The organism is Cognatishimia sp. (genome assembly GCF_964229375.1).
Taxonomy (GTDB): domain Bacteria; phylum Pseudomonadota; class Alphaproteobacteria; order Rhodobacterales; family Rhodobacteraceae; genus Cognatishimia.
Map to the genome: position 1 here is coordinate 1 of NZ_CAXREH010000082.1, position 19,158 is coordinate 19,158.

Below are 19,158 nucleotides of genomic sequence, written 5' to 3' on the forward strand. Positions count from 1 at the left end.
CTTCGCCTTCAACATCTTCTGCGATGATCAGCAGAGGCTTCTGCGACTGGATCACAGACTCAAGCAGTGGAACCATTGGCTGCAGGGAAGACAGTTTCTTTTCGTGCAGCAGGATCATGCAGTCCTCAAGGTCTGCAGTCATCTTGTCTGGGTTGGTCACGAAGTAAGGGGACAGGTAGCCGCGGTCAAACTGCATACCTTCAACAACGTCGGTCTCGGTTTCCAGACCTTTGTTTTCCTCAACGGTGATAACACCTTCGTTGCCAACTTTTTGCATCGCGTCTGCGATCTGACGACCGATTTCCGCTTCGCCGTTTGCAGAGATGGTGCCAACCTGAGCAACTTCGTCAGAGTCTTTGACTTCGCGTGCGGACGCTACGATTGCTTCAACAACTTTTGCAGTCGCCAGATCGATGCCGCGCTTCAGATCCATTGGGTTCAGGCCAGCCGCAACTTGCTTCAGACCTTCTTTAACGATCGCTTGCGCCAGAACGGTCGCAGTTGTTGTGCCGTCGCCCGCTTCGTCGTTGGTGCGAGAAGCAACTTCTTTCACCATCTGCGCGCCCATGTTCTCGAACTTGTCTTCCAGTTCGATCTCTTTGGCAACGGAAACACCGTCTTTAGTGATGCGTGGCGCACCGAAAGACTTGTCCAGAACTACGTTACGGCCTTTTGGGCCCAGGGTGACTTTGACAGCATCCGCGAGGATGTTCACGCCGCGCAGCATTGCATTGCGGGCATCGGTGTCGAACTTTACGTCCTTAGCAGCCATTGTGCTTTACCTCTTTGAAATTCTTAAATGTTTGATCGACGACTTAGGACAGGATGCCCATGATGTCGGATTCTTTCATCATCAGCAGCTCTTCGCCGTCGACGGTGACTTCGGTGCCGGACCATTTGCCGAACAGAACCTTGTCGCCTGCGGAAACGGCCGGAGCGATCAGCTCGCCGCTGTCTTTACGCGCGCCTGCGCCCACAGCAACAACTTCGCCTTCTGCTGGCTTTTCTTTCGCGCTATCTGGAATGATAAGACCGCCTGCAGTTTTTTCTTCGCTTTCGGTGCGACGAACCAACACACGATCGTGTAGAGGTGTAAGTGCCATTATAGGTTTCCCTAACAAAGTGTCTCCCTGACTCCCTCAGCGGAGTCGTTAGCACTCCCAATCGGCGAGTGCTAACAGCGCATAGTTAGGAGGTGGGTGTGGATGAGTCAACGGGTGTGTTGGGAGATTTCATCTTCCAAAGCAAATGCACGCTTTTAATTAGACATTTCGCTTTTGCAGTACTGTTCGTGGCAATCGTCGCGAAACCGGTCACGTGATAACGGTCTAGCCGCGCGATTCCTTTAAGAGCGCCAACATTTCTTGCACTTTTGCGGTTCGGTGTAGGTCCACATGCGTCACTAGCCACAACGGAATTTTCCAGTCTTCTTGAGTCGGAAGGACCGCAAAAAGTTCGCCACTCTCCGCAGCGTCAATCTCGCTGAGAACCCCAAGTCCAAGCCCAGCAAAAACCGCTTCTTTGATCACCATTGGGTCATTGGCCTCGATTGCGATTTTTGGCTCTGGAACACGAGCCTTGATCCAAGCCCAGATTGCGAGCCCGCGTGCGTTATCAGGTGGCATAACAAATGCAAGTTGCTCCAATTCCTCAGCACTCGGGGGCGCTTCAAAGCGCGACAGATAGCTTTGGCTGCCGTACAGATTAAGTGAAACAGTCCCAAGACTCTGCACCACATAATCTGGATGCTCCGGCTTCAAACCTGCTCTTAAGGCAATATGCGCTTCGCCGTACTCAAGCCGCTCCAGATCCTCGGTTGTTGTGACCGTGACTTTGCAATTTGCGTTCTTTTGGCGAAATGTCGCGATTGACGCCATAAGCAAATTCGAAAGAGGCAATACCGTCGTGAGTTTAAGCTCGCCCTGAATATCACCGTCGCTGCCTTTGGCCCTGCCCGCCAGGTCTTGGAACAATTCATCGGCTTTTCCTGCGATCTTTACGAACTCTTCGCCGAACTCTGTGAGAACGTAGCCCTTCGCATTTCGAATAAAAATGCGACTACCAAGTTCAGACTCCAGCACATCGATATGGCGATTGATGGTTGCCCGATGCGTGCCCAATGCACGAGACGCAGCGCTAACGGTGCCCAGTTTTGCAACGTGGTAGGCCGCACGAAGTTCAGTCCATCTTTCCAAAGCTCACCTGTACAATTTTCGCGCACTCAATGCACAAAAGCGCGCATTGATTTACAATTTATCAGCATACAATTTGATGCAAAGCAACGAAAACGAAAGTTTGAACCGAAACATGACCTATTTTTCACTTGGCCTGCGCGCCCTCCTTACACTGGTATTCATCGGCGCTGGTGGCGCAAAGCTCGCAGGTGCCCCAATGATGATAGAAAGCTTTGAAGCCGTCGGCTTTGGGCAATGGTTTCGATACGTGACCGGCGTCATCGAAGTCGTCGGAGCCGCATCGCTGTGGTGGCCAAACCGCCAGATCTTTGGCGCCTCGCTTCTGGGTGGAACAATGGTTGGCGCTGTGCTGACTCATTGGTTCATCATCGGCCCGTCTGCCGTCCCTGCTATCATACTTGGGCTGATGTGTACTGCCGTTCTGTATCTGCACCGCGATCAAATCAGCAGTCTATTGAAAAGCAATCAGGCATCCTAGTTGGCCTCAAGATTTGGTTGAACGGCTGCCTTACCGGTGGCCGTCACCCCGTAAACCCCGCGCGAAACCTTCTCAAACCACCCATAATGGTTGGCCGCCAAAATCGCGGTCGCCTTCGCCACCCCAACAGCCTTCGCCACCTCAGCCCCCCGGCTTGGCCCATGCTCCGCCAAATACGCCGCACAGCGCCGCGCTTCCTGCAAGTAAGCCGTCTCTACCTTGCCGCGCGTACCGCCCAGGTTCGGATCACCCTCTCGCCGTTCAAATTCCTTCAGCAAAGCCCCTTTGCGCGGCTTGCTCTTGCGTGGCCTAAACTCGGCTGGATCCGCATGCACTTGCACGTGCCCATCCTCAAGGCGCACCGACAGAACTCCGACGCCCAGCCGCTTGCACAGCCCCACATTGCCCTTAAACGTCCGCCACCCAGATTTCCCCTTCCAGCGCGGCACACAGACATAGACCCAATCACTCACCCTCTGCCGCGCCACAGCCTGCTGCAACAGGATCAATGAAAACCCCACCTTCAGCTCGACAATCACCGGGTCCTCGCCTTCGCGACAGGCCATCACATCCACGGCCCCCACTTCGGCCTTTACCTCAAACCCCTGCCCCTCAAGCCAGGCCTTGACCGGCAGATATAGATCCGTCTCTTTCATGTCCCCAAGCTACCCCGCAGCCCGCCCCAAGCCCACCTCTTTCTCTTGCTAAAAATATCCCGGGTGAATTGGCCGTCAGGCCAAGAGGGTATCGCCCTCCTCCGCGACATATCTGCCCGTGACAAGCCAGCGTGTCGGGCCTATAACGCCCGCAAAATTGACAGCCGCCGCGGCAAACCAAGGACATCACGATGACAACCCTAGTATTTGGCCATAAATCCCCTGACACCGACACAACCGGCTCTGCCATCGTTTGGGCGTGGTATCTGAACGAGGTCAAAGGCACCGCCGCTGAAGCCGTGCTTCTGGGCGAGCCAAACACCGAAGCGGCCTTTATGCTCGCGCGCTGGGATCTGCCAAAGCCGCGTATCATCGACGATGTGGCGGACGACGCGCCGGTGGTGATTGTTGACACCAACAACCCGGCCGAGCTGCCGGCAAACATCAACAGCGCCGACATTCAGGCGATCATCGACCACCACAAGCTGGTTGGCGGTCTGGAAACCAAAGGTCCGATTGACATCACCATCCGCCCGCTGGCCTGCGCGGCCACCATCCTGATCGATCTGATGGGCGAAGATGCAGCCAAAATGCCCGAGGCCATCAAAGGCGCGGCCCTGACCTGCATTCTGTCTGACACGCTGGAATTCCGTTCCCCGACCACAACGGATCACGACAAAGCCGTCGCTGAAAAATTGGCGGCTGATCTGGGGCTGAACATCACCGACTATGCGGCCGAGATGTTTGCGGCGAAATCAGATGTCTCTGCCTTCTCGGACGCAGAGCTGATCCGCATGGACTCAAAGGAATACGAAGTCGACGGCACCAAGTTCCGCGTGTCGGTTCTGGAAACCACCGCACCAGAGATCCCGCTGAACCGCAAAGACAGCCTGATGGAGACCTATTCCACCGTCAAATCCGAGGACGGCGTAGATGAGGTTCTGCTGTTTGTCGTCGACATCCTGAAAGAAGAAGCCACGCTGCTGGTGCCAAACGATCTGGTCAAAGGCGTTGCCGAGAAAAGCTTTGGCGCGACGGTTGCTGGCGACACAGTTGTCCTGCCCGGCATCATGAGCCGCAAAAAGCAGATCATTCCGAACCTCAAGGTCTGATCACACCCGAACCCACAGAAAAGAGCGCCCCAAGAGGCGCTCTTTTTTTGCCCGTAGTAAATCTGTCATAGCTCGGGCATACACACTCCAGACCCCAGATTGGCAAAGGCCCTGAAATGACCCAGATCATCGAACATCTTTCCGAGATTTCTGACCGCTATGACGCGTTGTTCGTCGATCTTTGGGGCTGTGTGCACAATGGCATCACGGCCTTTCCCGAGGCGGTCAAAGCCTTGCAAGACTATCGCGCCAAAGGCGGCATTGTGGTGCTGGTGACAAACTCTCCCAAGCCACGCAAAGGGGTTGGCGAACAGCTGGCCAGCTTTGGTGTGCCCGCAGATGCCTATGACACGATTTCAACCTCAGGCGACTCTGCGCGATCGGCGATGTATCAGGGCGCCGTCGGACAGAAGGTGCATTTCATGGGGGAATGGCAGCGCGACGAGGGCTTTTTTGAGCCACTAAACGTGCTCGACAATCCGCTCGATATTGAAATTGTGCCCCTTGAAGAGGCCGAGGGCATTGTCTGTTGCGGCCCCAACGATACGATGGCTGATCCCGAAGTGAACCGCCCTGCGTTTCTTTTTGCCAAACAAAAGGGCATGAAACTTCTGTGCGCCAACCCGGACATCATCGTGGACCGTGGCGAAGTGCGCGAATGGTGCGCGGGCGCGCTGGCCAAGCTTTACACCGAGATGGGCGGCGAGAGCCTTTATTTCGGCAAGCCGCATCCTCCTATCTATGATCTGGCGCGTCGCCGTTTGGCCGAGGTGACCAATGCGCGCAAAATGGCGGATATTCCCGACACGCGAATCCTTGCGATTGGCGATGGCATCCATACCGATGTCGCCGGCGCGCTTGGCGAAGATATTGACGCTCTGTTCATCACTGGCGGTCTGGCGGCTGCGGAAACCAAAACAAAATATCAGCCCGAGCCAGATGCGCTGGCCGATTATGTGGCGAAAGAAGAACGGTTCCCGCAATTTGCCATCGGTTTCCTGCGCTAGGGCAAAATATCCGGCGAAAATGCTTGATTTTCTGCAGCTGCGAAGTAATAAAATTTCGCAAGCAAACTGATTCACGTGCAATTGTTGTGCGCTCGATCTGCGGAGGATCCTATGTTGGACAATTTCCCACGCGGTACGATCTGTATCGAAGACATCGAAATGGGCATGATGCGCTATGTGCGCAAAGTGGTCACCGACGAGGATATCCAAAAATTCGCCGAGGTCTCGACCGACCGAAACCCTGTGCATCTGGACGACGACTATGCGCAGGACACGATCTTTCAGGGCCGCATTGCGCACGGCATGCTGACCGCCGGGCTGGTCTCTGCGGTGATCGGAGAGCAGCTTCCGGGTCACGGCACCATCTATATGAGCCAGAACCTGAAATTTCTGGCCCCCGTGCGCCCGGGCGACTTGGTGACTGCCGAAGTCGAGGTTATTGGCATCGAAATTGGCAAACGGCGCGTTCAGCTGGACTGTCGTTGCATCGTGGATGGCAAAAAGGTGCTTGTTGGCGAAGCCATGGTGATGGCGCCGTCGCGCAAGTTTGACTAACGCCACCGCGGGTCTGCGCGGTCTTGCATGAGTAATTATGACAAGATGAAAGCCTCTGGTCCAAAGCCCCTTGCACGGCTGGGCGCAGACAGCTAACGCTGTGCCCCATGCGGATACTGCGAGACTATCAATTCATCTCAAATGAAGACCGCGGCGCAAGCGTCGCGATCGGCAATTTTGACGGCGTTCATATCGGACATCAATCGGTGATCGCGCTGGCGAAGGCCGCCGCGCCGGATGCGCCACTTGGGGTTATGTGTTTTGAACCCCATCCGCGCGCCTATTTCGCGCCCGAACAAGCGCCTTTCCGTTTGACCGGCCCTGATGCACGGGCAACGCGCTTGGAAAAACTGGGTGTGGAATGCCTGTATGAGCTGCCGTTCAATCAATCCCTTGCGAGTCTCAGCCCGCGCGAGTTTGCGCAGGATGTGATTGTCAGCGGTCTGGGTCTGCGGCACGTGGTCGTTGGCGCGGATTTCTGTTTTGGAAAAGGGCGCAAAGGTACTGCAGAGGATCTGGTTGCACTGGGCAAAGAGCTGGGTTTTGGCGTGACCATCGCACCGCTGGTGACAGGCGGCGATCAGCAAGTGTCCTCGACCAATATCCGCAATGCTCTCAGCGACGGGCGCCCCCGCGATGCTGCAGCGATGCTGGGGCACTGGCACCGCATCGAAGGCCCGGTCATTGGCGGCGAACAACGGGGTCGCGACCTGGGGTTCCCGACAGCCAACAGGTCAATCGACGGGCTGCACCCGCCAAAATTTGGAGTCTATGCCGTGCTGGTCGATGTTCTGGATGGCCCCAATGCAGGCAGCTATCACGGCGCGAGTTCGGTGGGTGTGCGTCCGATGTTTGGCGAAAACACCGCGAACATCGAAACCTTCCTCTTTGACTTCAAAGGTGATCTCTATGGCGCGCAACTCTCGGTCGCGCTGGTCGAGTTCCTGCGCCCGGAGTTGACGTTTGATGGGCTGGACGCGCTGATTGCTCAGATGGACGCAGATTGCGCAGAGTGCCGCACCATTCTGAGCGCCCTATGAGCGACCCGATAGACCGCACCGGATTGGGTAAAAGGTTCTGGGAGAGGAAACCCCTGACCAAAATGTCCCCGAAAGAGTGGGAAGCGCTGTGCGACGGCTGTGGCAAATGCTGTCTGAACAAGCTTGAAGATGCAGACACAGGCGAGGTCGCCCTGACCCGTGTGGCTTGTCGACTGCTGGACGACAGCACCTGTCGCTGCGCGCAATATGAAATCCGGCACCAGTTCATTCCCGAGTGTATCGTTCTTAGCCCCGAGAATATCGACAGCCACGCCTATTGGATGCCCCAGACCTGCGCCTATCGGCTTTTGTGGGAAGGCAAACCTTTGTTTGCGTGGCACCCTTTGATATCGGGTCGTGCGGAAACGGTGCATGAGGCTGGTGTTTCGGTGCAGGATATGACCGTATCGGAATGGGAGATCCCCGAAGACGAGTGGGAAGATCATATTATCGAGGAGCCGCAGTAAATGTATTTCGCATCTGACAACGCAGGAACCGTCCACCCCAAAGTCATGGCCGCGCTGACCGAGGCCAATGAAGGCTACGCCATGGGCTATGGCAACGACCCCCTGACGGCCGAAGTTCAGGCCCACATCCGCGAGATTTTCGAAGCCCCCGAGGCGATGGTGCATTTCGTGCCAACTGGCACCGCAGCAAACTCTTTGGCTCTGGCCGTTCTGTCAAACCCTTGGGACACGATTTTCTGCGCGCGCCATTCTCACATCCAGATGGACGAATGCAACGCGCCCGAGTTTTACAGTGGGGCCAAGCTGACCACTGTCGGGCATGGCGACAAGATCGATCCAGAGGTGTTGCGCAAGCGTATCGAGGCCACAGGCGTTCTGGGTGTGCATGGTGCCCAACGCGGGCCGGTATCGATCACTCAGGTGACCGAGTTCGGCCAGATCTATTCCCTAAGCGAACTGACCGCGCTGGCGTCGGCGGCCAAGGAATTTGGCTGTCCTGTGCATCTGGATGGCGCACGTTTTGCCAATGCGCTGGTGGCTCTTAATTGCAGCCCTGCTGATATGACTTGGCGCGCAGGAGTGGATGCTGTCAGCTTTGGCGGCACCAAGAATGGCTGTATGGGCGTTGAAGCCGTCGTCATCTTTGACCCTGAAAAGGCCTGGGAATTCGAGTTGCGCCGCAAACTGGGGGCGCATCTGTTTTCAAAGCTGCGCTATTTGTCTGCGCAAATTAAGGGTTATTTGGCGGACGATCTTTGGAAAACCACGGCGCGTCAGGCCAATGACAACTGCGCACGTCTGACAGCGGGATTGCGCGAGGCCGGCGTGGTGTTTGACTACGAACCGCAGGCAAACATGATCTTTTGCCAGATGCCGCGTGGCACCCATAAGCGGCTGAAAGAGGCCGGCGCGATGTATTACCTGCTGAGCGGTGACCTGGACGGAGCAGACGACGCGCTGCTTCCAGCGCGCCTTGTGTGTGATTGGGCCATCAGCAACGATCTGATCGATCAGTTCATCGCAATCGTAAAGGCCTAGGCCGTTAGCGCGGGGGTCATCCGAATAACTGTCGGACGATCCGCGTCAAAGGCTTTCAGCGTCTCGGCCGTCAGCTCGGCAAAACTTGTCGGCTCGACGGCGTGACAACCATAGGCCCGTCCAAGTGCCAGAAAGTCCGGATTAAGCGCAGTCACTGCATTTGGCGCGATCTGGCTGCGCACCATCGAATCCTCGATCTCTTTCAGTTTCGCATTGTCCCAAAGCAGAATGGGGAACCCCAGACCCATCTCAACCGCTGCGCCCAATTCCTGTACGGTATACTGAAAGCCATAGTCCCCCGCGATACAGACCGTGGGCTGGCCGCGGCGCGCCATAGCACCGCCGATGGCCGCAGGCAGAGCATAGCCCAATGTGCCAAAGCCTGAGGGGTGGTGCCAATGGCCAGGTCGGTCCATGTCCCAGACCTCTTTTCCGACGTAGGCGAACTGAGTCATATCAGAGAAATACATCGCATCAGACGGCAGCGCGGCCCTCAGAGCGTCACAGATGGCGACAATACCTGGCCGCTCTGCATCCGTCTCGGTGCGCCAGATGTCTCGGGATTTGGCAACGTCCGCCGCCTTCCAATCCGAGGTTTGCGCGCCGGTTTCTGCGTCAAGCGCTGCAAGGAATGCCTGCGCATCCGACAAAATCTGAACATCGTTGCGGTGCTGATCTGCAAGGACCATCGGATCGATATCAACCCGGATCAGGTCCGCGCGGTGGCCAAGATCACGCCGCCACAGATCGACTTCGGACAGTTCTGTGCCGACGGCAATCACCAGATCGGCCGTCGCAATGACGTCGGCACTGGCAGGGCGTGCCAGAGTCGCGCCGTAAGACAGCGGATCCTCAGGTGACACCACGCCGCGCCCAGCATAGGTCGAGAAGGACGCAGCCTTCGTTTTCGCCAAAATCGCCCGCGCCTCAGCAGAGGCGTGTTTGGCACCGCCGCCAAAGACAAACAGGGGCCGTTTTGCTGCCGACAGGCGCTGTGCCACTTCCGCGACTTTGGCCAAATCCAGTGCCTGCGTTGCGCTCAGGCTTTGCGGTGCAGGTGCAGGCAGCGCGTCGGCGCCGGCCAATGCAATCGGCACCTGAATATGCTTGGTGCGCGGCCGCGAGGTTTTGAATTCCGCGAAGGCCCGTTCAATCAACTGATAGGCCGCCTCAGGCGTATAGGCTTCGTGGCTCCAGTCACAGACGGTGGCCGCCGCGCCTGCTTGGTCTTTCATCTGATGCAGCTGCCCTTTGTAGGACGCAGTTTCATCCAGACAGGAGGAAATCACCAAAACCGGAACCGAGTCGCTATAGGCCTGCCCCATCGGGGTCATCGCATTGCAAAGCCCCGGCCCCGTGATCACATAGGCCACCCCAGGCTTGCCTGAGGCCCGCGCATAGCCATCGGCCATGAACCCCGCGCCCTGCTCGTGGCGGGCAAGAACATGGGTGATGCCCGCTTCTTCGATCCCACGGTACATCTCGACGTTATGTACACCCGGAATACCGAATATCACGTCCACACCACGCGCCTTCAGCATGTGGGAAATCTGCGCTCCAAGGGGGCGTTTGCTCATTAGGCTCTCCAGAATTGAGGGGTAAGCATGACAAAGACGGCCAAAAGCTCGAGCCGTCCAACCAACATGCCAATGGCCAGCAGCCATTTGGCAGTATCATTCAAAGCGCCAAAATTCCCAGACGGGCCAATGATATCCCCCAACCCCGGCCCGATATTGGCGATCGCCGCAGCAGCGCCCGAAACAGAGGTCAAAAAATCAAGCCCGGTCATGGCCAACAACACAGCCAGAACACCAAGTGACACAACAAAAAACACGAAGAACACCATCACAGAACTCAGCACGTCCTCACTGACGGCCCGCCCCGCATAGCGCGGTGTAAACACCCCGTTGGGGGCATGAATTTTCAGGATTTGCACCCGGATCGCCGAAAACAAAAGCTGATAACGGAAGATCTTGATAGAACACGCCGTTGACCCCGCGCAGCCGCCGATCAGGCCGATGAAAAAGAACATGGCGATCAGGCTGCTGCCCCAGGTCATATAATCAGCACTGGCGTATCCCGTGCCCGAAATGATCGAGGTGATGTTGAACAAAGCTTCACGGAAGCCTTTTTCCGGATGATAGGCAAAGGTCGACGTCAAAAGGACCGTCGACAGCACAACCAGCACAAGGATGGTCGCGAGAAAGGCGCGCACCTGCGAGTCTTTGAACAATGGGCCAGAGGCGCCATTCACCATCTGCACATAACGCACGAAAGGAAGAGCTGCGAGGAACATAAAGATCGTGGCAACATATTCGAGCGGCCCGCTGAACGTGCCAAACGAAGCGTCATAGTTTGAAAATCCGCCGGTCGACACAGTAGTGAACGCATGCACCAACGCATCAAAGAACGACATCCCAAAGATCAGATAGACCACAACGCAGGCCGCTGTCAGAAAGATATAGATGCTGGAAATCTGCGCCGAGATCTGCGTTGCGCGCGGCAGGATTTTCCCCATGGTATCAAAGCCTTCGGAGCGAAAGATCTGCATACCCCCGACCCGGAGCTCCGGCAGGAAAACCATCGCGACAACGATGATACCGATCCCCCCCAGCCATTGCAGAATGCCCCGCCACAACAGCAAGCCACGCGGCAGGGTTTCCAGACCGGACAAAACCGTGGACCCCGTGGTGGTCAGCCCCGACATCGCCTCAAAAAACGCGTCGACAAATCGCGCTTCGGTCGCGCCAAGCATAAAGGGCAAGGCCCCGAAAATCGGCAGGGCCAGCCAGACGCCCGTCGTCAGCATAAAGGTCTGTTGCAAAGACAACCCCTGCTGATTTCCAGACTGACAGGCCAGCGCCACCAGCCCGCCGACTAAAGTGGTAAACAAGGCACTTTCAGCAAACACTGGCCAGTGCCCCTGCCCGTCGACGATATCCATCACCATGGGCGCCAACATCGCGACGCCCAGCATGGCCACCATCAGGCCAACAACATATCCGACAGGTCTTAGGTCGATCATAGGCGCAGCGTTGGCGTGAACCTTGGCCAGTGTCAACTCATAGCGTGCGACTAGTTGGTTTCACCAAAGATCCGCAGACTTTCCGTCCGCGTGCGGGTTTCACGCTCTAGGCAGCTGTAAAAGACCAGGGGCTCCATCGATCCACCGCGCACAAGCGTGCTTTCGGCTGCACAGGCCAGATCGCGATACGAAATCCAGGCACGTTGCGCATCTCTGAGCATGGTGGCTGACGGCAGCTCGTCTTCGGCAATGTATTTGTCCATTTCCTTGGCCTGCGCCATGGCAAGTTTATAGGCCAGATTCAGGTCTTCGTCGGCATAGCCATAAAACTGGGCCGCGCAGAAATTCATCTCGACCTGCGTCACCGCATTCGAACAATCCACCTCTTGTGCAGCAAGCGGCGTGGCCAGAAATCCAATCAGAAACAGAAATTTACGCATATTACCCCCTAAAGCGATTCACAGGTGAGCTTAGCAGGGAAAATCGTTCAGATCAGCCGACGTGGAACAAAGTCGTGAAAAGTTTCGGATCGATTGAGCCTGACTCAAACGTCTCGCCTTCGGTCAGGATCGACACCGCATCATGGCTGTGCAGACTTTCCTGATGGCTCGCAATGACGCGGAAATCACCAATGCGGTCATCTTGCTGCAACTCGGCGCAGAACAGGCGTGCGGCATCCTCAACAAAGATCGGATTGGCTGCGTTCAGCTCGGCAAAGGCCTGCTCGTCTTCGCGTTTGACCATCACTTGGGTTTCGGTTGGCACCGCGCGGCGGGCCATATCAATCAGATCCTCAAACCAAAGCTTCTGGATCGGCATCGTCACCGCCGAAATCCGTGCGACAGACCGTTGGGAATGCGGCGTCGCAAGCTGCCCCCGCGACTGGCGCGCATGTTCAGACAGCTCGAGCGAACATGGACAGGTCGAAGAATACACATAGTCCAGATGCATGATCTTGAGCGGCTTGCCGTTCACATCCACCTTTTCCATAGCAATGTCATAGTACTGATACCCCTCCAGCCCCGAGCGCAGGGAGGGGATTTTCATCGGATACCGCAACCGCATCTGAATGCGCGCATCAAAGCTGTCCAGATCGGCTTTGTAATCGGCCAACGCGTGTTCCAGCACTTCGAAACTGAACGTCTTTTCTGCGTGCTTATAAAAGCTGCGCATGATGCGGGACATGTTGATGCCCTTTTTGTCCTCTTCAAGGCTGACCGTGCCTGTCACAGAGGTTTCAAGCGTCACATCACCGCCTTCGCGCGTGCGATAGGAAATCGGCAATCTAAAGTTGGAAATGCCAACGTGCTGGATCTGTTTTTTGGCGCCTTTGATCAGGCTGGTGGGGCCGTTCTGAAGATCAGGCAAGGTATCGCGATAGTCCGCATCCACACGGAAGTCTTCGGGATATTCACGAGAAAGCTCGGGATAATTCGCAACCTCTTGTCCCGGCAACAGACGCGCAATCGCGGGTTCAAGCTCAGCGATTTCTGTGGGGGATGCATCTTTGGCCCAGGCGCGCAGCTTTTGCAGGGCCTCTTTGGCCTCGTCCCGGCTAAGCTCGGACTTTGACTTGGATGGGTGCATGTTCATCGGCACTTCCCTAACGCTACCTGCGACTAACTTAAAGCGTCGCACCAAAAATTGCCAATCTCTCCCGCCAAATGCGCATGGCAGCCCGGAAAAACAGAAAAAGGGCACATAGATCATGCCCTTTTCAGTATCTTATTCTATGTCGCAGCCGTTTTGCAGGCGCCAATCAGACCTGAGAGGCCTCTAATGCGACTCGAATGTCATTGATCAGGTCGTCCGTGCCCTCAAGCCCGACCGAGAACCGGATCAGGCCCGCAGTGATCCCCAGCTCGGCGCGCAGCTCTTCGCTGAGACGTTGGTGCGTGGTCGTCGCCGGGTGGGTCGCGATCGATTTTGAGTCGCCCAGGTTGTTTGAAATCACCGGAATCGTCAGCGCATTCAGGAATTTGAACGCAGCCACTTTACCGCCCTTGATGTCCAGTGACAGCACTGTGCCGCCGCATCCGCTGAGTTGTGATTGCACCAGCGCGTTCTGAGGATGATCTTTCAGCCCCGGATAGATCGCGCGCTCAAGCGCCGGATGCCCCTGAACCGCCTCTGCGATCTTAAGGGCGCTTTCGGCCTGTGCGTTCACCCGCAGTTCGATGGTTTCCAGACCCTTCAACATGATCCAGGCATTAAACGGGCTAAGAGAGCCACCGGTATGCTTCATATAGGGTTCAAGCGTGCCGCGAATATAGTCCTTGGTCCCCAAGATCACGCCGCCCAGCGCGCGACCCTGGCCGTCAATGTGCTTGGTCGCGGAATAGACGACAACATCCGCGCCTTGAGAAATCGCCTCGGAGTAAACCGGCGTAGAAAACACGTTGTCCACGACAACCGTCGCCCCAACGGAATGCGCGATCTTTGCGACGCCCTCGATGTCAATCACTTCGAGAGTCGGGTTGGACATCGATTCAAAGAAACAGACCTTGGTGTCAGGCCGAACCGCTGCGCGCCAGGCATCCAGATCGGTGCCGTCTACAAAGGTGACTTCGACCCCGAATTTGGACAGAATGTTTTCCAGAATGTGCAAACAAGAGCCAAACAGCGCCTTGGCCGACACCACGTGGTCGCCCGCGGTCACCAATGAGGTCAGCGCACCATTCACAGCCGCCATGCCCGACGCTGCGGCAAAGGCATCTTCGGCACCTTCCAGCAGCGCGATACGCTTTTCGAACATATCCACGGTTGGGTTGCCATAACGGGCATAGATAAACTCGTCAGGGCCAGTCTCGATAAAGCGCGCCTCTGCGTCTTCGGCTTTGTCATAGACAAACCCCTGCGTCATAAAGATCGCTTCGCTGACCTCGTTGTACTGGCTCCGACGTGTGCCACCATGCACAAGTTTCGTCCGTTTGCTCCAGTCGTTCATCTTCCACTCCTTGGCGCCAATCGCGCATCAAAAAACCCCCGTACGGCCAGCGTAAGGGGGTCCCTTCGGTCTGACCTCTTTAGCGGAATTCGGGGACATCTCAGTCCCACGTGGCCCGCAATCCGGTTACAAATCGCCACGCAGATCTCATACGTCGACGCGGCAAGAGCGTCAACCGCATCGCGCAACTGTAACAAGATTTTCCCACAGACATTGCACGGCTACGGCATTGCCGAGCGTAAGAAGCTGAGGCCCTGCCCCGGCTGAAATCGACGCGGGATTTTCATATACCCGACGTCTTGGACGCACAGAGACAACTCCCCTCTAGGCGGGGCACCTTTCATCGGGCATGATGCCGCTTGCGAAGGGGAGAGCACATGACACCGATTGATCTTTATTACTGGCCAACACCCAATGGATGGAAAGCCTCGATAGCGTTGGAAGAGTTCGGCCTGCCGTATACGGTTCATCAGATCAACATCGGCAAAGGTGACCAGTTTGCGCCCGATTTTCTGCGCATTGCGCCCAACAACCGAATGCCCGCGATCATAGATCACGACGGCGTCGACGGCGCGATCTCGGTGTTTGAAAGCGGCGCGATCCTGCAATACCTCGCACGCAAGACTGGACGGTTTTACGGCAAAAATGAACGAGAGCGCGTGGCCGTCGAAGAATGGCTGATGTGGCAGATGGGTGGCGTCGGGCCAATGGCGGGCCAGACGCATCACTTTCTGAAATACGCCCCCGAAGATATCGCCTATGCCAAAGACCGCTACCGCAACGAGACCGCGCGTCTTTACGGTGTTCTGGACCGCAGGCTGGCCGAGACGGAATTTGTGGCTGGCGCTGACTATACGATTGCGGACATGGCGATCTGGCCGTGGGCCTCGCTCTGGCAGGGACAAGAGCAGACGCTAGACGACAAACCAAACCTCGCCCGTTGGCTCAAAACCGTTTGGGCCAGACCCGCCGTGCGGCGCGGACGGGCTCTGTTGGCGGGCCTGCGCGGAGATCGAAGCGACACTTGGGTGGTTCGGGATCTGTTTCCAGACCACGCCTGACCTAGCTCTGCGCTTCGTCCTCAGATTCTTCGATGCCATATTTGGTAAAGACACCCGCCTGCGTCATAAAAAACAGGAAGACCGCCGCCGTCAGGCCGAAGGTTTTGAAATAGACCCACGTGTCCGTTGATTGCGTGCGCCAGATGACCTCGTTCAACAGCGCAAGACCGATGAAAAACCCGGTCAGGCGACGTGTCAGGATCATCCAACCTTCGTCTTCCAAAGGCAGCGCCTCTTCCATCACAAATTTCAGATAGCTTTTGCCGCGCAGCAAGCCAAACCCAAGAATGCCACCGAACAGGACATAGATCATGGTCGGTTTCATCTTGAAGAATCGGTCATCGTTCAACCAAACGGAAAGCCCGCCGAAAACGGCGACCAGAACCACAGTCGCGATCTGCATCTTGGACAGATGGCCTGTCAGACGCCACAGAATAAAGGTGGTCAGCGCCAAAAGCGGCACGAAGGCAGCGGTTACAATGATAAAGCCGTCATAGTCATTGCCACCGATCGAAAAGACCTGATCACGCAGCCGCAGATAGCCGATGAAAAACAAAATGATCGGCCCAAACTCCAAAGCCGACTTCAGCATTGGGTGGATTTTCTTACCTGCCATTGTGGTGTCCTTTATGAAGGTCGTCGCAGCCGATATATCGCCTCAGCCACCCAATTCAACAATGACCGCCCCGGCTGCGATCAAAGCCATGAGAGCGACGCGCCTTGGCCCGACGGTTTCTTTCAGGAAAACCACGCCAATGAGGGCCGCAAAAACTGTCGAGGTCTCGCGCAGGACCGCGGCCTCGCCAACCTTGTCCAGACGGGTCGCCAACATGATCGAACCGAAAGACGCGAAGGCCGTCAAACCGCCAAAGAAGCCCCTGACTGCGAGAGGGCCAAGGGCGGGACGGTTCTCCATGCGCAGATACATCCAGGCGGCAATAGGCGGCATAAAGATGCCGTCGATCATGAAAAACCAGGCCAAAAAGGTGAAAGGGTCCGCCGTCGCGCGGATGCCGTAGGCGTCATAAGTGGTGTAAAGCGCTACAAATAATCCAGTGAACAAGGCCAGCATCAACGCCGCGGGCAGCGTGTCACGATTTGACTGCAGAAAGACCAGATTATAGGCCGCCAGCCCAAAAATACCGGTCAACAACACCGCAACGCCCAGCCATTGGATGCCGGTAAAGGTCTCGCCAAAGATCAGATAGGCCCCGATAACGGCAAAAAGCGGCCCGGTGCCGCGCACCACAGGATAGACGACGGTGTAGTCGCCCTTGGTATAGGTGAACGCCTGCAGCAGTTTATAGCCGACATGAATGACGAAAGCGCCCACAAAGATCAGCCACATATGAGGTTCAGGCCAGGGCACAATAAACAAGGCAAACGGCGCGGCCATCAGCCCATAGCTTAAGTCGATAGCGCCACGGCTGAGCCAGGGATCATGACGCCCCTTCTGCAAAGCACCGAAAACCGCGTGCAGAAACGCTGCCAGAAGAGCAAGGGACAGGGCCAGCTGATGCCCGGCCTCGGTGCCTTCGAGAGATGTGAACCACTCGCTCACAACCGGCGCTGCCTCATGGCGTCACGCGCCCCACGGCAGCGGGGCTGTTGCCGGTACTGGTTACTCATCCCCAAAACCCGTCAAAGCGCGGGCAAAGTCCTGCGGGTCAAAGGCATCCAGATCATCAATCGTCTCACCCACACCAATCGCGTGGATCGGCAGGCCGAACTTATCGGCCAGCGCAACCAACACACCGCCTTTGGCTGTGCCATCCAATTTTGTCATCACAAGGCCCGACACATCAGCCAGCTTTTGGAACGTCTCGACCTGAGACAGCGCGTTCTGGCCCGTGGTTGCATCCAGAACCAGCACCGTATTATGCGGCGCGGTCTCGTCTTTTTTGCGGATGACGCGCACGATTTTGGCCAGCTCTTCCATCAAATCCTGACGGTTCTGCAAACGACCGGCGGTGTCGATCATCAACAGATCTGCGCCCATTTCCTCGGCTTGCGTCATGGCATCAAAGGCAAGGCTTGCCGGATCAGAGCCCTCGGGCGCGGTCAAAACCGGCACACCAGCACGATCGCCCCAGACCTGAAGCTGCTCGACCGCGGCCGCGCGGAACGTATCGCCCGCAGCAATAACCACCGACTTTCCCGCCGCAGTAAACTGGCTGGCCAACTTGCCGATCGTGGTCGTTTTACCGGCCCCATTCACGCCCACCACAAGCACCACCTGGGGTTTCTTGGGATAAAGCGGTAGAGGTTTTGCAACGCTGTCCATGATACGCGCGATTTCATCAGACAGCAGCGATTTGATTTCCTCGGTGGACAAGCGTTTGCCAAACCGCCCTTCGGCGATGTTTGCCGTGACACGCAAAGCCGTATCCACGCCCATGTCAGAGGCGATCAACAGCTCTTCAAGCTGCTCTAGCATGTCGTCATCCAACTCGCGGCGCACAACAGGCTTGGCCGGAGCTGCGCCCGTCAGACGGCTTAGCAACCCGCGCGACGGGGTTTCGGCGGGCTTTTGGGCCACAGGCTCAGGTGCAGCAGGCTGGGTCGCAGCAGGCGCCTCCGGTTGGGTTTCCACAGGCGTTTCAGTCGCCTCAACCTCGGGGGCTTCGGGTGCCTCGGCTACGGTTTCCTCGCCACCATCTTCAACGATGGCATCCAACCCCTCTTCCAAACGGGAAGAAGACTTAAATAAACGCGCGCGGAGCTTGGAAAATAACGCCATAGGGGCCTCGACTTGATTTCACCCACATGTAGTCAATCGCGGCCAGAGTGAAAAGAGGCCATACACCCTAGAGCGACACCAAGGGTTGCGCAAACCCCGCCCCGATCAGAATTGCCACCTGCGCCAAGGCATAGGTCACCCAAAGCGCGATGGATATCGGGACATTAAGCTTGGATCGCGCATCCCGCCGGAACACTTGGATCGCCAAAAGCAGATCCGAGAATATGAACAACAACGCCCCCAACGAGGCCAAATCTCGCGCAGGAATAGAGATGGCTGTGAGGCCCATAAGGGAAATGAGCACGACATAAAGACGGACGGCCCATTTCAAATCGCCCGTATGCGGCCTGAGCCACAGTTCCGTCGACGCAGCCAAAGCGACGATGATCGCAGCGGCCAAAAGTGGCGGCGTGCCACTGGCAAGGTCAAAAAAGTAAACGATATAAACCGCATGCGCCGCTGCAAAGCCGATCAACCCGATCAAAAACGCCCGCTGCCCCGCGCGTGACAAAGCCACGTCGCCAACAAGCGACAGCGCCAGACCTGCGATCACAAGCGGATTGGCGAAATTGGCAATTCCGGCAAACACCAAGGCCCCAACCGGCAGCGCCTTTAAGATGGTTTTCCACCAGCTTGGACCACGCCAGCAGGCAAAAACAGCAAACAAAAGTGCTGTCACAAGGCTTACGGTTACGCCGCCCCAAAACAGGCTTTGGCGCAGGGCGATTTCTTCTAAGAACGTCATGGCTGCTCAATCGTTACCTTGACCCAGAATAGGCAAAGCGCGCGGGATTCGCGCGCTTTACTTTGCGTTCTTTAGAAGAGTTTAGATAAACC

21 protein-coding genes are annotated in these 19,158 nt (G+C 56.6%); 8 read left to right on the forward strand and 13 right to left on the reverse strand.

Translation table 11 applies throughout. The features are described from left to right. The 3 genes from groEL to ACEQWH_RS06420 form a co-directional block, all read right to left on the reverse strand. A partial coding sequence (gene groEL / locus ACEQWH_RS06410) for a chaperonin GroEL (protein ID WP_370229002.1) occupies positions 1-772 on the reverse strand: 772 nt, incomplete at its 3' end. A 43-nt stretch (positions 773-815) separates the two neighbouring features. Beyond that, positions 816-1,103 (reverse strand): co-chaperone GroES, encoded by a 288-nt coding sequence (locus ACEQWH_RS06415; RefSeq protein ID WP_370229003.1) that lies wholly within the window; start codon positions 1,101-1,103, stop codon positions 816-818. Positions 1,104-1,328: 225 nt separating this feature from the next. Then, positions 1,329-2,195, reverse strand: coding sequence for a LysR family transcriptional regulator (locus tag ACEQWH_RS06420; protein WP_370229005.1), 867 nt, complete (start codon positions 2,193-2,195; stop codon positions 1,329-1,331). Positions 2,196-2,307: 112 nt separating this feature from the next. Between ACEQWH_RS06420 and ACEQWH_RS06425 the strand changes: the two genes are divergently transcribed. After that, positions 2,308-2,673: a DoxX family protein gene (locus tag ACEQWH_RS06425; RefSeq protein ID WP_370229007.1), complete on the forward strand. Its 366-nt coding sequence runs from the start codon at positions 2,308-2,310 to the stop codon at positions 2,671-2,673. On the opposite strand, the gene ACEQWH_RS06430 is transcribed toward ACEQWH_RS06425, so the two are convergent. Beyond that, positions 2,670-3,329: a DUF2161 domain-containing phosphodiesterase gene (locus ACEQWH_RS06430; RefSeq protein ID WP_370229008.1), complete on the reverse strand. Its 660-nt coding sequence runs from the start codon at positions 3,327-3,329 to the stop codon at positions 2,670-2,672. The two genes, ACEQWH_RS06425 and ACEQWH_RS06430, sit on opposite strands and share 4 nt — an antisense overlap. Positions 3,330-3,520: 191 nt before the next feature. Between ACEQWH_RS06430 and ACEQWH_RS06435 the strand changes: the two genes are divergently transcribed. The 6 genes from ACEQWH_RS06435 (at position 3,521) to ACEQWH_RS06460 (ending at position 8,548) form a co-directional block, all read left to right on the forward strand. Then, positions 3,521-4,441 (forward strand): manganese-dependent inorganic pyrophosphatase, encoded by a 921-nt coding sequence (locus tag ACEQWH_RS06435; RefSeq protein ID WP_370229009.1) that lies wholly within the window; start codon positions 3,521-3,523, stop codon positions 4,439-4,441. A 116-nt stretch (positions 4,442-4,557) separates the two neighbouring features. Then, entirely contained in the window at positions 4,558-5,448 is an 891-nt protein-coding gene (locus ACEQWH_RS06440) for a TIGR01459 family HAD-type hydrolase (RefSeq protein ID WP_370229011.1), read from the forward strand. A gap of 111 nt (positions 5,449-5,559) precedes the next feature. Further along, positions 5,560-6,003 carry a MaoC family dehydratase gene (locus tag ACEQWH_RS06445; RefSeq protein ID WP_370229012.1) on the forward strand — a complete coding sequence of 148 codons (444 nt, stop codon included), beginning with the start codon at positions 5,560-5,562 and terminating at the stop codon, positions 6,001-6,003. 107 nt (positions 6,004-6,110) lie between these two features. Further along, complete coding sequence (locus ACEQWH_RS06450) at positions 6,111-7,043, forward strand: bifunctional riboflavin kinase/FAD synthetase (protein WP_370229014.1); 933 nt, start codon at positions 6,111-6,113, stop codon at positions 7,041-7,043. Continuing rightward, entirely contained in the window at positions 7,040-7,510 is a 471-nt protein-coding gene (locus ACEQWH_RS06455) for a YcgN family cysteine cluster protein (protein ID WP_370229016.1), read from the forward strand. The genes ACEQWH_RS06450 and ACEQWH_RS06455 overlap by 4 nt, the downstream gene beginning before the upstream one ends. After that, positions 7,511-8,548, forward strand: coding sequence for a low specificity L-threonine aldolase (locus ACEQWH_RS06460; RefSeq protein ID WP_370229017.1), 1,038 nt, complete (start codon positions 7,511-7,513; stop codon positions 8,546-8,548). On the opposite strand, the gene ACEQWH_RS06465 is transcribed toward ACEQWH_RS06460, so the two are convergent. From ACEQWH_RS06465 to metZ, 5 genes are all read right to left on the reverse strand, one after another. Continuing rightward, a complete protein-coding gene (locus ACEQWH_RS06465) occupies positions 8,545-10,125 on the reverse strand; it encodes a 5-guanidino-2-oxopentanoate decarboxylase (RefSeq protein WP_370229018.1) in 1,581 nt (526 codons plus the stop codon). The genes ACEQWH_RS06460 and ACEQWH_RS06465 overlap by 4 nt on opposite strands. After that, a complete protein-coding gene (locus ACEQWH_RS06470; RefSeq protein WP_370229020.1) occupies positions 10,125-11,573 on the reverse strand; it encodes a TrkH family potassium uptake protein in 1,449 nt (482 codons plus the stop codon). The genes ACEQWH_RS06465 and ACEQWH_RS06470 overlap by 1 nt, the downstream gene beginning before the upstream one ends. 50 nt (positions 11,574-11,623) lie before the next feature. Beyond that, positions 11,624-12,013 carry a lysozyme inhibitor LprI family protein gene (locus tag ACEQWH_RS06475; protein ID WP_370229022.1) on the reverse strand — a complete coding sequence of 130 codons (390 nt, stop codon included), beginning with the start codon at positions 12,011-12,013 and terminating at the stop codon, positions 11,624-11,626. 52 nt (positions 12,014-12,065) lie between these two features. Further along, on the reverse strand, positions 12,066-13,166 hold the full coding sequence (gene folE2 / locus ACEQWH_RS06480; protein ID WP_370229023.1) for a GTP cyclohydrolase FolE2: 1,101 nt from the start codon (positions 13,164-13,166) through the stop codon (positions 12,066-12,068). A gap of 166 nt (positions 13,167-13,332) precedes the next feature. Beyond that, positions 13,333-14,520 (reverse strand): O-succinylhomoserine sulfhydrylase, encoded by a 1,188-nt coding sequence (gene metZ, locus ACEQWH_RS06485; RefSeq protein ID WP_370229025.1) that lies wholly within the window; start codon positions 14,518-14,520, stop codon positions 13,333-13,335. A 377-nt stretch (positions 14,521-14,897) separates the two neighbouring features. Between metZ and ACEQWH_RS06490 the strand changes: the two genes are divergently transcribed. Further along, positions 14,898-15,581 (forward strand): glutathione S-transferase N-terminal domain-containing protein, encoded by a 684-nt coding sequence (locus ACEQWH_RS06490; protein WP_370229026.1) that lies wholly within the window; start codon positions 14,898-14,900, stop codon positions 15,579-15,581. A 1-nt stretch (position 15,582) separates the two neighbouring features. On the opposite strand, the gene ACEQWH_RS06495 is transcribed toward ACEQWH_RS06490, so the two are convergent. From ACEQWH_RS06495 to ACEQWH_RS06510, 4 genes are all read right to left on the reverse strand, one after another. Beyond that, positions 15,583-16,197 carry an inner membrane-spanning protein YciB gene (locus ACEQWH_RS06495; protein ID WP_370229028.1) on the reverse strand — a complete coding sequence of 205 codons (615 nt, stop codon included), beginning with the start codon at positions 16,195-16,197 and terminating at the stop codon, positions 15,583-15,585. Positions 16,198-16,239: 42 nt separating this feature from the next. Further along, entirely contained in the window at positions 16,240-17,142 is a 903-nt protein-coding gene (locus ACEQWH_RS06500) for a DMT family transporter (protein WP_370229030.1), read from the reverse strand. Positions 17,143-17,202: 60 nt separating this feature from the next. Next, positions 17,203-18,321, reverse strand: a complete 1,119-nt coding sequence (gene ftsY, locus ACEQWH_RS06505; protein ID WP_370229031.1) for a signal recognition particle-docking protein FtsY — start codon at positions 18,319-18,321, stop codon at positions 17,203-17,205. A gap of 67 nt (positions 18,322-18,388) precedes the next feature. Continuing rightward, positions 18,389-19,066, reverse strand: a complete 678-nt coding sequence (locus ACEQWH_RS06510) for a lysoplasmalogenase family protein (RefSeq protein WP_370229033.1) — start codon at positions 19,064-19,066, stop codon at positions 18,389-18,391. Positions 19,067-19,158: the final 92 nt, after the last annotated feature.

Bases quoted from the DNA above. Each gene is read 5' to 3' on its own strand.
- ACEQWH_RS06445 (WP_370229012.1), top strand. From the start codon at position 5,560: ATGTTGGACAATTTCCCACGCGGTACGATCTGTATCGAAGACATCGAA.
- ACEQWH_RS06490 (WP_370229026.1), top strand. From the start codon at position 14,898: ATGACACCGATTGATCTTTATTACTGGCCAACACCCAATGGATGGAAA.
- ACEQWH_RS06425 (WP_370229007.1), top strand. From the start codon at position 2,308: ATGACCTATTTTTCACTTGGCCTGCGCGCCCTCCTTACACTGGTATTC.
- ACEQWH_RS06440 (WP_370229011.1), top strand. From the start codon at position 4,558: ATGACCCAGATCATCGAACATCTTTCCGAGATTTCTGACCGCTATGAC.
- ftsY (WP_370229031.1), bottom strand. From the start codon at position 18,321: ATGGCGTTATTTTCCAAGCTCCGCGCGCGTTTATTTAAGTCTTCTTCC.
- ACEQWH_RS06495 (WP_370229028.1), bottom strand. From the start codon at position 16,197: ATGGCAGGTAAGAAAATCCACCCAATGCTGAAGTCGGCTTTGGAGTTT.
- ACEQWH_RS06450 (WP_370229014.1), top strand. From the start codon at position 6,111: ATGCGGATACTGCGAGACTATCAATTCATCTCAAATGAAGACCGCGGC.
- ACEQWH_RS06460 (WP_370229017.1), top strand. From the start codon at position 7,511: ATGTATTTCGCATCTGACAACGCAGGAACCGTCCACCCCAAAGTCATG.
- ACEQWH_RS06415 (WP_370229003.1), bottom strand. From the start codon at position 1,103: ATGGCACTTACACCTCTACACGATCGTGTGTTGGTTCGTCGCACCGAA.
- metZ (WP_370229025.1), bottom strand. From the start codon at position 14,520: ATGAACGACTGGAGCAAACGGACGAAACTTGTGCATGGTGGCACACGT.
- ACEQWH_RS06455 (WP_370229016.1), top strand. From the start codon at position 7,040: ATGAGCGACCCGATAGACCGCACCGGATTGGGTAAAAGGTTCTGGGAG.
- ACEQWH_RS06475 (WP_370229022.1), bottom strand. From the start codon at position 12,013: ATGCGTAAATTTCTGTTTCTGATTGGATTTCTGGCCACGCCGCTTGCT.
- folE2 (WP_370229023.1), bottom strand. From the start codon at position 13,166: ATGAACATGCACCCATCCAAGTCAAAGTCCGAGCTTAGCCGGGACGAG.
- ACEQWH_RS06510 (WP_370229033.1), bottom strand. From the start codon at position 19,066: ATGACGTTCTTAGAAGAAATCGCCCTGCGCCAAAGCCTGTTTTGGGGC.
- ACEQWH_RS06465 (WP_370229018.1), bottom strand. From the start codon at position 10,125: ATGAGCAAACGCCCCCTTGGAGCGCAGATTTCCCACATGCTGAAGGCG.
- ACEQWH_RS06430 (WP_370229008.1), bottom strand. From the start codon at position 3,329: ATGAAAGAGACGGATCTATATCTGCCGGTCAAGGCCTGGCTTGAGGGG.
- ACEQWH_RS06435 (WP_370229009.1), top strand. From the start codon at position 3,521: ATGACAACCCTAGTATTTGGCCATAAATCCCCTGACACCGACACAACC.
- ACEQWH_RS06470 (WP_370229020.1), bottom strand. From the start codon at position 11,573: ATGATCGACCTAAGACCTGTCGGATATGTTGTTGGCCTGATGGTGGCC.